Origin of the sequence: Brachybacterium sacelli, assembly GCF_017876545.1 — a bacterium.
Lineage (GTDB): Bacteria > Actinomycetota > Actinomycetes > Actinomycetales > Dermabacteraceae > Brachybacterium > Brachybacterium sacelli.
This window is the reverse complement of sequence record NZ_JAGIOD010000001.1, coordinates 1709615-1721971: the sequence shown is the minus strand read 5'-3', so window position 1 is coordinate 1721971 and position 12357 is coordinate 1709615. Positions and strand designations below refer to the sequence as shown.

Annotated in this window: 14 protein-coding genes; 3 read left to right on the top strand and 11 right to left on the bottom strand. The window is 70.4% G+C overall.

Translation table 11 applies throughout. The features are described from left to right. Positions 1-41 precede the first annotated feature (41 nt). From JOF43_RS07630 to JOF43_RS07605, 6 genes are all read right to left on the bottom strand, one after another. On the bottom strand, positions 42-1592 hold the full coding sequence (locus tag JOF43_RS07630; RefSeq protein ID WP_209900841.1) for a tripartite tricarboxylate transporter permease: 1551 nt from the start codon (positions 1590-1592) through the stop codon (positions 42-44). Beyond that, positions 1589-2158: a tripartite tricarboxylate transporter TctB family protein gene (locus JOF43_RS07625; protein WP_209900839.1), complete on the bottom strand. Its 570-nt coding sequence runs from the start codon at positions 2156-2158 to the stop codon at positions 1589-1591. Before JOF43_RS07625 ends, JOF43_RS07630 begins: the two co-directional genes overlap by 4 nt. Before the next feature lie 35 nt (positions 2159-2193). Beyond that, entirely contained in the window at positions 2194-3138 is a 945-nt protein-coding gene (locus tag JOF43_RS07620; protein ID WP_209900837.1) for a Bug family tripartite tricarboxylate transporter substrate binding protein, read from the bottom strand. A 102-nt stretch (positions 3139-3240) separates the two neighbouring features. Continuing rightward, positions 3241-3966, bottom strand: a complete 726-nt coding sequence (locus JOF43_RS07615) for a GntR family transcriptional regulator (protein ID WP_209900835.1) — start codon at positions 3964-3966, stop codon at positions 3241-3243. A gap of 201 nt (positions 3967-4167) precedes the next feature. Continuing rightward, positions 4168-5229 carry a PQQ-dependent sugar dehydrogenase gene (locus tag JOF43_RS07610; RefSeq protein ID WP_209900833.1) on the bottom strand — a complete coding sequence of 354 codons (1062 nt, stop codon included), beginning with the start codon at positions 5227-5229 and terminating at the stop codon, positions 4168-4170. 105 nt (positions 5230-5334) lie between these two features. After that, the gene (locus JOF43_RS07605) at positions 5335-5904 is read right to left on the bottom strand and encodes a hypothetical protein (RefSeq protein ID WP_209900831.1); all 570 of its coding nucleotides are present in this window, start codon (positions 5902-5904) and stop codon (positions 5335-5337) included. Positions 5905-6002: 98 nt separating this feature from the next. Here JOF43_RS07605 and JOF43_RS07600 point away from each other — a divergent pair, with 98 nt between their 5' ends. Together JOF43_RS07600 and JOF43_RS07595 are read left to right on the top strand one after the other, a co-directional pair. Beyond that, positions 6003-6572, top strand: a complete 570-nt coding sequence (locus JOF43_RS07600) for a TetR/AcrR family transcriptional regulator (protein WP_209900829.1) — start codon at positions 6003-6005, stop codon at positions 6570-6572. A 120-nt stretch (positions 6573-6692) separates the two neighbouring features. Beyond that, the gene (locus tag JOF43_RS07595) at positions 6693-7454 is read left to right on the top strand and encodes an SDR family NAD(P)-dependent oxidoreductase (protein ID WP_209900827.1); all 762 of its coding nucleotides are present in this window, start codon (positions 6693-6695) and stop codon (positions 7452-7454) included. Positions 7455-7501: 47 nt separating this feature from the next. Here JOF43_RS07595 and JOF43_RS07590 read toward each other — a convergent pair whose 3' ends face one another. Continuing rightward, complete coding sequence (locus JOF43_RS07590; protein WP_209900825.1) at positions 7502-8431, bottom strand: serine hydrolase; 930 nt, start codon at positions 8429-8431, stop codon at positions 7502-7504. Next, the gene (locus JOF43_RS07585; RefSeq protein WP_209900823.1) at positions 8428-9297 is read right to left on the bottom strand and encodes a LysR family transcriptional regulator; all 870 of its coding nucleotides are present in this window, start codon (positions 9295-9297) and stop codon (positions 8428-8430) included. The genes JOF43_RS07590 and JOF43_RS07585 overlap by 4 nt, the downstream gene beginning before the upstream one ends. Positions 9298-9423: 126 nt before the next feature. On the opposite strand from JOF43_RS07585, the gene bla reads away from it, so the two are divergent. Further along, positions 9424-10338: a class A beta-lactamase gene (gene bla, locus JOF43_RS07580; RefSeq protein WP_342592109.1), complete on the top strand. Its 915-nt coding sequence runs from the start codon at positions 9424-9426 to the stop codon at positions 10336-10338. A gap of 73 nt (positions 10339-10411) precedes the next feature. Here the strand turns inward: bla and JOF43_RS07575 are convergent, their stop codons facing one another. Genes JOF43_RS07575 through JOF43_RS07570 form a run of 3 tightly spaced genes read right to left on the bottom strand, consistent with a single transcriptional unit; the run spans position 10412 to position 12217 of the window. Next, a complete protein-coding gene (locus tag JOF43_RS07575) occupies positions 10412-11251 on the bottom strand; it encodes an arylamine N-acetyltransferase family protein (RefSeq protein WP_209900819.1) in 840 nt (279 codons plus the stop codon). Further along, positions 11248-11376, bottom strand: a complete 129-nt coding sequence (locus tag JOF43_RS22950; protein WP_281065025.1) for a hypothetical protein — start codon at positions 11374-11376, stop codon at positions 11248-11250. The genes JOF43_RS07575 and JOF43_RS22950 overlap by 4 nt, the downstream gene beginning before the upstream one ends. A 46-nt stretch (positions 11377-11422) precedes the next feature. Further along, on the bottom strand, positions 11423-12217 hold the full coding sequence (locus JOF43_RS07570; RefSeq protein WP_209900817.1) for an alpha/beta fold hydrolase: 795 nt from the start codon (positions 12215-12217) through the stop codon (positions 11423-11425). Positions 12218-12357: the final 140 nt, after the last annotated feature.

Sequence of the window (12357 nt, the reverse complement as noted above, 5' to 3'; positions counted from 1 at the left end):
TGTCGTGCCTCCTGGGCATGCGTGGATGGGTGCGGGAACTGTCAGGTGGGGGGCCCGTGGTGCTGCTGCGCGTCGGCGGGGTCGTCCGACTCGGCGGCGCCGGGCTCCGGAACCACCGTGGTGCGCCTCTGCAGGAGTGGCACCAAAAGGGACAGAGCTGCCAGGGCGAAGAACCCGAGAGCGACTGGACTCCACACCCCGAAGAAGCCGGAGTCGCCCTGGAGCACCAGGGTGCGGGCGAGGTTCTCCTCGGCGATCGGTCCAAGCAGCAGGCCCAGCACGATCGGTCCGGCGGGGATCTGCAGGCGTTTGAGGACGACGCCGACCACCCCGGCGATCAGCATGATGACCACCGTGAAGATGCTGTTCGTGGTGGCGTAGGTGCCGACCATGCAGAACACCAGGATCACCGGCCACAGGTAGTGGTTGGGGGTGTCGAGGAGCTTCACCATCCCGCGCAGACGCAGCAGACTCGCGACGAGGGAGAGCGCCACCGCGATCACCATGATCGCGGTCATGGTGACGACCAGGTCCGGTCGCGAGGTGAACAGTCCCGGCCCGGGATTCAGTCCCCATACGAGCATGGAGCCGATCATCACCGCCATCACGGAATCGCCGGGGATCCCGAGCGCCATGGTCGTCGTCAAGGAGCCACCGAGCGTGGCGCTCGAGGCGGTGTCCGAGGCGACCACTCCTTCGTAGTTGCCGGTGCCATAGGTGGCGCCGTTCTTGGAGGCGCGCTTGGCCCGGTCCCATCCGATGAGGCCCGCGATGTCCCCGCCTGCAGCGGGTATCAGTCCCGTCACCAGCCCGACCACGGCCGAGATGCCGAAGGGCTTCGCGGAGCCGCGGAGCTCGGAGCGGTTCGGCCACCACCGGCCGAGAGAGGAGATCGGCTTGGTCCGGCTCGGAGCGTACGTGAGCATCTGGTCGAAGAGCTCCGCCACCCCGAAGAGGCCGATGATCACAGCGATGAACGGCACCCCCTCGTTGCTCGCGAGCTCTGGGATGCCGAAAGTGAACCGCTGGTCGCCTGTCGCGGCGTACAGCCCGACGGTCCCCAGCAGCAAGCCGATGATGCCCGCGAACATTCCCTTGAGCACCGACTTCGAGGAGATGCCGATCATCACGGTCAGGCCGAAGACGACAAGGGCGAACAGCTCCGGGGAGCCGAAGTAGTCGCGTGCGAGCGTGGCCACGGGCACCGCCACGGTCGCGAAGACGACCATGCTCAGGAGGATGGCGGCCGCAGAGACGAAAGCTGAGAGCGTGAGGGCGATGCCGGCCTGGCCCTTCTTCGCCATCGGATACCCGTCGAGGGTCGTCGCGATGGACGCGGGAGTCCCAGGGGTGTTGATGAGGATCGCGGGGATGCGGTCGCCGAAGTTCGCGGCGACATAGATCGTCAACAGGACGCAGAGGCCGGCGACCGGGTCGAGGCTCAGGGTGAAGCCGGAGGCGAGCGCCACGGCCATGGTGGCTGTGACCCCGGGGAACGCACCGACCAGGAGACCGAGGCCGAGGCCCAGGAAGAGGCACAGCACGGCTTCCCACGAGGCGAGAGCGGTCAGCCCGTCAGCGATGACGCTCATAGCGGGATCCTCAAAAGGATGCCGAACAGGAGGTAGGTGCCCAGCGCCAGCGGGATCGGGAAGAGCACGAAGGGCTTCCAGCCGCGTGCCCCGTGCAGGGCGAGGAGAGCGACCAGATACACCACCATGGCGATCGGGAAGAGCTGGATCCGATAGCCGACCAGGACGACCTCTCCGACGGACCAGACCGCCACGAAGGCGGCCGTGATGAGCAAGGTCAGAAGCACCCGCCGGAATCCGCCGGGCCGGCGAGCGTCGAGGTCACGCCGCTCCTCCGGCGCCGCGATCGTCGACGTGATCAACCGGCCGACCGCGATCACCAGTCCCGTCCCGGCCAGCAGCGTCGGCCAGAACCGCGCATCGATCTGCCCGGGAGCGGCCTCTGCGCGCAGCGGCAGGGTGATAGCGAGGTAGAGCACCCCGCCGAAGACGAGGACCGTACCGAACGAGACGCCGATCTCCAGGGAGCGGGAGGGAGCCGGGCCGGCGGGTCGGTGGTCGTCGGCTTCGGTCGGGCTCGTCGTCCCTTCGCTCGCCGGCTCCGGCGTGAGCTCCGCAGGGGTCATGATCGCTCCTTCCTCGTGTCTCGTCTCCGATGTCGTCACCCCAGCAGCTCCTGGAATTCCTCGAACTGCTTCTGGACGAAGGTCGTGAACTCCTCGGCGTCCTTGTGGACCACGAGATTCCCCGCGTTCTCCTGGAACTCCTGGTAGGAGTCCGATTCGACGGCGGTCCTGACCGCTGCCTCGAGCGTGGCCAGGACGCCCTGGGGAAGGTCGGCGGCGGTGTAGATGCCACCCCATCCGCCGAACTGGATGTCTTCGCCGATCGCCTCCGCGAAGGTGGGTGTGTCGGGAAGATCGGGCATCGTCTCGTCGTGCATGATCCCCAGGATCCGCACCGAGTCGCCTTGGGCGATCGCCTCACCGGCGCCGGAGACCGCTGCGTCGGTCTCCCCAGCGGCCGCGGCCGCAACCGCGGGCGCTCCCCCGTCATATGGCACGGGGCTGAACTGGGTGCCGGCCTGGGAGTTCACCCCCAGCGTGGCGGCCTCCCAGATCGATCCTGCCCCTGCGGTCCCCACGGTCAGGGCCTCGGAGGCTCCGGCCTCGATGAGATCCTCGAGCGTCGCGTAGGGGCTGTCGGCCGCCACGCTGATCACACCGGGAGCGAGCATGATCTGCCCGATGAAGGTGTAGTTCTCCGGCAGCACGTCTGCGTTCTGGGTGGTGTTCAGCATGGCGATCTCGACCGGGCAGAATCCGATGACGTACCCATCCGCCGGCTGCTCGCCGACGTACTCCATGGCGATGGCACCGGCTGCTCCCGGCATGTTCTCGGGGACCACCGAGACGCCGAGCTCGGACTCCATCTCCTTCGCGAGGGCGCGGCTGGAGAGATCCGAGCCGCCGCCCGGGTCCGCCTGAATGATCAGTCTGAGGTCATCGGTGGGGTAGTCCGCACCCTCCTCGGACACCTTCGAGCAGCCGACGAGTCCGGCCAGGACGGGTGCTGCGATCAGTGTGGATCTGCGGGAGACCTTCATGGTGGACACTCCTTCGTGTTCGGTGCACTGGCGGAACTGGAGCCGCATCGTCGGGATTCCGTGACGGGCGCGGGGGCGGCGCCCGGGACGCCGGCGGGTCGATCAGTTCGAGGTCGTCGGTGCCGCGTCGGGTGACGTGGGGGCGACGTCGTGGTAGCGGCCGTAGGCGCTGAGCATGCGGCGTCGGGATCCTTCGAGGTGGTCCTCCAGCAGCGCGACGGCGCGGTCCTCGTCGCGGGCGATCACCGCGTCGAGGAGGACTTCGTGGTCGTGGAAGGTCGGTGAGAGGTCGCGGTCCTCGGCGTTGGTCACCTCGAGCATCCCGGCGAAGGTCGGTCGGTACTGCTGCCAGATGTTCTCGAGACGGCCATGGCCGGCGAGGGTGTAGAACGCGCTGTGGAAGTCCAGGTCCGCCTTGGCGAACTCACGGGCACTCTGCGCCGCCTGCGCGGATCGCATGTTCTCCAGTGCCTGCCGAGCAGGGTCGACGTCGATCCGCTCGGCGCTCATGCACCGCAGGAGAGTGTCCCGCTCGATGAGCTTGCGCAGGGAGTACAACTCGTCGATGTCGTCGATGCTGAGACCTCGGACGTAGGTGCCGCGCCGACGCGACTCCACCAGCCCCTCTTCGGTGAGCCGCTGCAGGGCATCGCGGACGGGACCGCGGCTCACGTCGAACATCTGTGAGAGACGGGCCTCGACCAGGTGCGTGCCCTGGCCGAGCGAGCCACTGATGATCGCGTGCCGCAGTTCGCGCGCGACATGTTCGCCGAGCTTGGGCGCGCTCGGCGCCGAGGTGACCGGTGCGGTCCAGATCGATGAGTCCATGCTCGAGAGTCCTCGCCGTCGAGGGGTGCCTTCGGATCGTCGGTCGACGTTTGGTTGACGGTTAACCGTCAACCGCCGAGAACGTAACACGGATCACGGCGGGCGAGAAGGGACGAGTTCGCGATGGGCGGTCTGCGCGCGGCCTAGGGCACGACGATCAGGCGCCTACTTCTCCCCGTCCACCGCGGCATGCAGAAGTCCTCACTGCGCCGCCACCCTCAGAATCTTGTCGCCCTCCTCGGCAGGATCACCACGACCGTCGGTGGTGTTGGTCAGCACCCAGAGCGAGCCGTCGGGGGCGACGACCACGTCGCGCAGCCGCCCGTGCTCCTCGACCAGCAGCTCCGTGGAGGTGGACGGGTCGGTCAGAGGCACCACCCGTAGCCGCTGCCCGCGGAGGTTGGCGAGATAGAGGTGCCCGCCGGTGATGGCGATGCCGCTGGGGCTGGCCTCCTCGGGGCGCCACTGCTGGAGCGGATCGCGGTAGTCCTCCTGGTCGGCGACCCCCTCGACCGCGGGCCAGCCGTAGTTCCCACCGGCCTCGATGCGGTTCAGCTCGTCCCAGGTGTCCTGCCCGAACTCACTGGCGTACATCGCATCATCCGCGGCCCAGGCGATCCCCTGTGAGTTGCGGTGGCCGAGGCTGTACACGAGCGAATCGGGGAAAGGGTTGTCCTCGGGCACTCCCCCGTCGGGCGTCATCCGCAGGATCTTCCCGCTCAGTGAGCCGGGGCCCTGGGCGCTGTCGCGGTCCCCGGCGTCACCTGTGGTCGCGTACAGCATCCCGTCGGGCCCGATGGCGAGGCGGCCGCCGTTGTGGACCCCGGCCGACGGGATGCTCTCGAGCACGACGCGGGACTCGCCGAGTCCGTACGACCCGGCCGATCCGGTCAGCGTCCGACGCTCGATCCGGTTCTCGCCCTCCGCGGTGTGGTACGTCAGCAGCTCCCCCTCATGCACGGCGAGACCGAGCAGACCACCCTCCCCGCCGGGTGAGACGCCGTCGATCTCGCCGATCACGCGGGTGCTCCCGTCGGCGGAGAGTTCGAGGACGCGGGCGGTGTCGCGTTCGCTGATCAGCGCGGTCTCGCCGGCGAAGGCGATCGACCAGGGCGCCTGCAGGCCGGTGGTGAGGACCTCGGCCCCGGAATCGCCGGGGCTCGCGCCGGCATCGGGGTCATCGCCCGGCTCGGTGCAGGCAGCGAGGAGGGCGGCCGCGGGTACGGCGACCCCGAGCGCGGTGAAGCGTCGTCGAGTGATCACGTCAGCGCCCCCTGATCCTGGAAGGTCCGATACCTCGATCCTCTCAGGGTCTTGCCGTCCCGGTCACCGAGCGGGCGGGCGCAGCGGGCCCGCGGGCAGAACCCGTCAGGGTCGACGGGGACGCCGACCGCGGTGAGGATCCTCCGTCGTCGCGGTGGCCTTCCGCAGGATCCCAGGAGTGAGGCGACGGTGGACCGGCGACAACGTTGTCCACACCAGGCGGCCGACGAACCGCACGTACTGGAGGAACGTCGTCAAGGAGACCGAGTGCTCGGTGACGTGGATGACGAGCTCGGCGCGCACCGCCCAGGACGACGTCTCCAATCGGATCCACTGCTTCTCCCGCCGGGCGATGTGCCAGCCTGCGACGGTGGACGGGGACGGACCCGGACGCAACCGGAGCTGGAGCAGACCCTGCCAGATCAGACGCTCGCCGCGATCGGGCACATCGCCGAACATGGCCCGCGCCCAGCTTTCCGACGTCGCGCGGGTTCCGGTGGCAGTGGTGAGCACGAAGTGGTCGACGTAGTCGATGCGTGCGAGGCCGCAGCGGGCGAGAGCTCGATCCTCGACCTCACCCGTTCCGAGCATCTTCTCGATGCGGAGATCCTCGATGGAGGGTGACGAGCTCGGTGTGCGATCGGCCGGGCCGTCGGCCTGATCCTGGCGGGACATCACGTTCACCTCTGATCTATACGGCAGAGTATATAACATCGACCGTAGCATCATATGTACGGTCACGTATAGTTCACCCGGACGGCAGGAGGTGACCGGTGGCCGGCACGATGCGCACACCCCGTAGGAGATGGATCGATGAGGGTCTCAAGGCCTTGGCCGACGGAGGCCCCGATGCGGTGCGGATCGAGACGCTCGCGACGCGACTCGGGGTCACCAAAGGTGGCTTCTACGGGCACTTCACGAACCGCGAGGCACTGCTGCAGGAGATGATGGAAGCGTGGGAACACGACGTCATCGACGACGTGCTCCGCACCGTCGACGCAGAGGGCGCCGACGGGCCTGCGAGAGCCGTACGGGCGGGCAGGCTCACCTTCTCCCCGGAACGGCTCCCCCTCGATCTCGCCATCCGCGAGTGGGCGCGGAAGGAGCCGAGCATCGCCGAGCGGCTGCGACGCGTGGACGATCGACGGATGAATCTCCTGCGAGAAGCTTTCGGCGAGCATTTCTCGGACCCCGCCGAGGTCGAGGCACGCAGCCTGCTCGCATTCAGCGCCGCCATCGGCACACATCTGATCATCGCCGACCACGGCCAGTACACGCGTAGGGACGTCCTCGCCCGAGCGAGCGAACTGCTCTTCGACCCCTCCAGCTCATCCGGGGCGTGAACCCGGGCGCGCCCTCGAGAGTGCTCCTGGAGAGCACAGACGACTCAGGTGACCGGGGCACGCTTCCTTGAGACAGCCGCAGGCGATTTCCCGCCGACCACCCCACGAAGGAGATTCCACATGAGATGTGCACTGGTCACGGGAGCGTCCCGCGGCATCGGGCGAGCCACGGCGATCGCGTTGAGCGAGCGGGGAGAACGCGTGGCTGTCCACTACGCCTCGCGTCGGGCGGACGGCGAGGAGACCGTCTCACTGTTGCACGGCGAGGGCCACGTGCTCGTCGGCGGCGACCTCTCCGACCCCGAGACCGCGCGTCGCGTGGTCGAGCAGGCAGAGGCCGGGCTCGGACAGCTCGATGTGCTGGTCAACAATGCCGGGCTCGCCCCGGGGGCGAACACGGAACACCGTGTCGACGAGGTCGATTACGAGACCTGGCAGCAGCGGTTCACGCGGATGATCGACGTCGATCTGACGGCTCCGGCGAACGTGAGCTATCTGGTGGCGCGGTCTCTCATCGCCCGCGGGGCGCCGGGCGTCATCGTCAACGTGGGCTCGCGCGGGGCGTTCCGCGGGGAGCCCGACACCCCTGCCTACGCGGCGGCGAAGGCAGGTCTGCATGCCCTCGGCCAGTCCCTCGCGGTCGCCCTCGCCCCGCATGACATCGCGGTCGCCTCGGTCGCTCCCGGCTTCGTCGCCACCGAGCGCCAGCAGCCGAAGCTCGCGAGCGCGGCGGGTGAGGACCTGCGGGCGCAGAGCCCCTTCGGACGGGTGGGGACGGCCGACGAGATCGCCGCGGCGATCCTCTACCTCACCTCGCCCCAGGCGCAGTGGGCCTCCGGCACGATCCTCGACCTCAACGGGGCCTCCCACCTGCGGACCTGACGCTCACACCGGGCCATAGCCGCGGCATCGCAGGGCCGGTGTTTCGCTCAGAGCTCCCGCGGGAACGCCGCCCGCAAGGCGTCCCGGACCTGTCGCGCGGCGGCGCCGAGCGCGGCATCGGCCGCCGGCTGCTCCCCCGCCGGCACGCGCGAGGCGCTCAGCGCGCACAGCACGAGGGCGGACCCGTCCTCCTCCTCGAGCGTCCCCACCTCGTGGCGGAGGTTCAGCAGCGTGCCGGTCTTCGAGGCCCAGCGCGAGGCGTCGGAGGCCAGGTCGGGCGCGAGCCGCTGCCGGTGGACGTTGGCGTGCAGCAGCTCCCTCAGCCGGGCGGCCACCGGCTGCGGCATCGCGGTGGGCCGCCAGATCTCGGTGAGCAGCGTGGCGAAGGCGCGGGCGGTGCCGATGCTCGCCCGTGACCGGTCGAACTCGGGCATCGCGTGGTGACCGGACGCGGAACCGCCGCGCTGGGCGAGGACGTGGGTGCGCCGCGTGTGTTCGGCGGAGTTCCCGTCGGGCGCTCTGGCGTGCAGGGTCGACAGCGTGTGCCGCACCCGGATCTCCGCGAGACCGGTCTCGCTCAGCCACGCGTTGACCTGCTCCGGGCCGACGACGGTGAGCAGGGCGTCGGCCGCCGCGTTGTCGCTGACGGTGATCGCGAGCGTCACCAGATCCTCGACGGCGACGCGCGCCTCGTGACGGAATCGCGTGGTGCCGGCCGGACCCGGCACGGAGATGCCCTGCGGGGCGACGGCGACCGGTCGGGCGGGATCGAGCTCTCCGCGGTGGATCTGCCCGAGGACGAAGGCACCCAGCGGCAGCTTCACGAGGGAGGCCGCCGGGAAGGTCCGGTCCGCATCCAGAGCGATCTCCACCCCCGTTCCCAGGTCGCGGGCGAGGATCGAGGCGCTCAGCCCGGCGGCGTCCAGCTCTTCGCGGACGCGGCGGGTGACCTCGTGGAACTCGCTCCCGACTCTCATGAGGGCTCGTTCTCGAGGACGGCGCCGAATGCCTCGCGCACGAGGTCGGTCCTCTCGCCGAGGCTGCTTCCCACCCCGAGCTCGAGTCGCGAGGTGCGGTGCAGGTCGATCCCGTCGAGGGGACGCCAGGTGCATCCGATGTCCCGCGCCTCGCGCGCGGTGCACAGCAGCAGGTCTCCGTGCAGGGCGAGATCCGCCAGTGCCCGCGCACGATCACCTCTCGGTGCGAGCTGATCGGCCGCGAGCCCGTGCATGTCCATCGCCTGCTCCAGCCGACCCCGCACATGCGCCACCTCGTCCTCCTCGTCGAGCAGGATCCGGGTGCGTCGGACGGTGGTGCGCCGGGGCCGCAGCTCCTCCAGGTGCACGCTCCCGTGCTGGGAGTGGGCGGTGGCGAGTCCGAGCGGTTGTCGCCAGGCCTCTTCGTCGGGGGCTGCGGGGAGGAGGGCCGCGTCGGCTCCCCCGTCCTGCAGGGCGTCGAGGCGGTCGGTCGGAGCGGCCCGGTGGAGGTCGATCTCGGGAGCGTCCGGTCCGAGCGCGGTCAGGAGCCGAGCGGCGTCGAGGTCGCTCCAGGTCCGCGGGATGCCGAGGCGCCAGGGACGGCGGCGCGCATGGGCGGCCTCGGCCTCGAGGGCAGCCGCGGCCTCGAGGAGTCGTCGGGCGGTCGGCAGCAGCGAGCGTCCGACGGCGGTCGGCCGCGTGCCGCGTCCGCCGCGTTCGAGCAAGCGGACCCCCAGCTCCTCCTCGAGGTGGAGCACGCGGCGGCTCGCGACCGGCTGGGCGAGGGCGAGGACGTCGGCCGCGGCACTGATGCTGCCGTAGTCGTCGACGGCCACCACCACCTGCCATGCCTGCACGACGTCCACCCGGACGAGGGTACCCAGGCATCCGGTGAAGAGCCATGCAGGAATGACATGCTCCATGCCGATACCGTCCTGGTCCCAGGGCGTCGGACGGTGAAGGGTGCACGCACAGATCCTGAGGAGGTCACCGTGACGACACCCGTCTCCCGCCGTACCGTCATCCTGTCCGCCGCGCCTCTTGCGCTCACCGTCTGTGCCGCGGGGCCGGGTCGCGAGGCCGCGGCTGCCGCCCCCGCGTCCGCCACCGGGGAGGCCGCTTCCCTCGGCGCAGCGTTCTGCGCCCTCGAGAGCCGCTTCGCCGCCACCCTCGGCGTGTTCGCGCTCGACACCGGCAGCGGCGCGAGGATCGAGCACCGGGCCGAGGACCGGTTCGGCCACGCCTCGACCCTCAAGGCCCTCGCCGCCGCCGCGGTGCTCGCCTCGGATCCCGACCTGGAGGCTCCCGTCCCGGTGGAGGCGGAAGACCTCGTCGAGTACTCGCCGATCCTCCAGGAGCACGTCGGAAGCACGATCGCCCTGGGCGAGGTCGTGGACGCCGCCGTGCGCTACAGCGACAACACCGCGGGCAATCTGCTCCTGGTCCGGCTCGGCGGCCCCGCAGGGCTCGAGGCCGCGCTGCGGGCGATCGGTGATCGCACCACGAGCGTGGATCGCTGGGAGCCGGACCTCAACGACGTCTCTCCCGGCGATGACCGCGATACCAGCACGCCTCGTGCTCTCGCGTCGTCCCTGCGGGCTTTCGTGCTCGACGGCGGGCTCGATGCCGGCGAGAGCGAGCTGCTGACCCGGATGCTCACGACGACGACCACGGGCGACACGCTGATCATGGCCGGCGCTCCCGAGGGGTGGGAGGTCGGCAGCAAGTCCGGCGCCGCCGCGTACGGGACCCGCAACGACCTGGGCATCGCGTGGCCGTCGGGAGACGGCGCGCCGATCGTGATCGCAGTGATGTCACACCGCGACACGGCCGACGCCGAGTACGACGACCGGCTCGTCGCCGAGGCGGCCGCGGTCGCGTTCCAGGCGCTCCTCGAGGAGCGCTGACTCGGGCGGGGCGCGCCGGCGACGGGCCGCCGAGGTCGCTGCTGCGCCGCGCTCCGGGGATGCCCGCCTCGGTTCAGGCGGTCTCGCGCAGCCGCTCGCCCAGCGCCCGGGCGGTGGCGGCGTCCATCGGTAGGCCGAGGTCCGCGACGGCGTCGAGAACCTGAGCTGGGTCGAGCTCCTCGTGGACGGTCCGCTGCCCGGGGCGGCGGACCGTACGCGCGGCGCTGGTCACCGTGACGTGCCCGCCGTCGGTGAAGCGGCTGAGGATGAGCATGGTCCGGAAGGGGCCGGCGCCCGGCATGGTCGAGGTGATGTGGTGCCCGCTGCGCACGTCGGCCGGCACCACGGGAAGCAGGTCGGTGACGTGCTGGACGTCCTCGCCGCGCCGCAGCTCCCACTGCTGGACGTCGCCCGTTCCGCGACGGTGCATCGACAGGGTGCCGAACCATTCCTCGCGTCGGGCGCCGTCCTCGCGCGGGAGCGGCCCGGTCAGGGAGAGGCCGAAGCCGGGGTCCATCACCCACCAGCGGCCCTCGAGCTCGGCGTCGAGGGTCATGTGGGTGCGGGTGTTGGTCGGTGAGTGGACGCGGCCGAGGCAGCGACGAACCGTCATCCCGAGCCGTTCGAGCACGCCGGCCATCAGCTGGGCGTGCTCGAAGCAATAGCCGCCCACGCCCTCGTGCAGCATCCGGGTCGCGACGATCCCCGGGTCGACGCCGGGGTGCCGACCCAGCAGCACGTCGACATTGCTGAAGGGGAAGGTGCGCACGTGAGCGAGGTGGATGCGTTCCAGGAGATCGAGGTCGAGCGCGCCCGGAGGGTTCGGCGCGACGCCGATCCGGTCCAGGTAGAGGGCGGGATCGAAGGCCTCGATGCCCCAGTCGGACTCGCCGGTCGGCGCGGCCGGGCTCATCGCTCGCCCCCGTCCTCGGAGGCCACGAGCTCCCGGAAATGGTCCTCGAGGCGGCGCTGTCCGTAGGGCGGGGCAGCAGCGTCCAGGATGCGCAAGGAGGTGGCAGGAGGCGGTGTCTCACTCATGGCTCCAGCATGCGCGTGCAGCGAGGCGCACGCCAGGTCGCACCCGTCAGGCCATCAGCGGCTGCCCGAGCGGCAGCCCCGCCTCCCGCGCCTGCACCCACCGCTGCAGGTGCGCGGTGAAAGCGGCCGGGTTGCACAGGCTCGAGGGGTCGAAGGAGTTGGGGATCAGGTGGAACTCCGAGTGCGCCAGCGCGTCATGAGTGCGGACCATCATCGATTTCGCGAGCTTGGAGTGGTCGCCGGCCAGGCACAGCGTGGGCGTCTCGCACTCGTGCAGCTTCTGCTCGAAGTGGATCCGGTTGACCACGCGCCGCTGGGTGACGAGGTCGTCGAGGTACGCGGTGAGGAACACCTGAGCCATCGCCTCGCCGGCCTCCGGCCAGCGCGGATAAGCGGCGCGGGTCGCTCTCGCGAGTGCCCGACGGGGGATCGCACGGAGCATGGCCGGCTGCGCCCGGGCGGGCCAGAACTGCAGCCGCTCGCCCAGGGTGCGCGCTCCGGTGTCGCACAGGCTGTCGCAGATGACCGCGGACCGGGCGAGCTCGGGATAGCGGATCAGGAACTGCTGCACCACGGCACCGCCGTAGGAGATGCCGACGAGGTGGGCGCTGTCGACGTCGCGCTCGCGCAGCGCCGCGGCGATGTCGGCGGCCTGGAGGGCGAGCACGTCATGCTCCGGGACCCCCTGGAGACCCGGCGAACGACCGGTGCCGCGCAGGTCCACCGCCAGGCAGCGCATGCCCTCGAGCATCTCGAGCTGGGGCCGGTACATGGTGTGGTCGCACCCCAAGCCGGGCACCAGCACCACGGCCGGCCCGGTGCCCTGGTCGAGCAAGTACATCGCTGCCTCCTCGTCGGCGTCGTCGCGGGTCCCACCCTAGAGGGCGCGGAGTACGGCGGACAGCGGAACGTCCGGTCGAATGACTCGTCTGGGGTCGGGACGAACAGGTCGGGGACGACCCCGTCGGCGTCCTCCCCGTT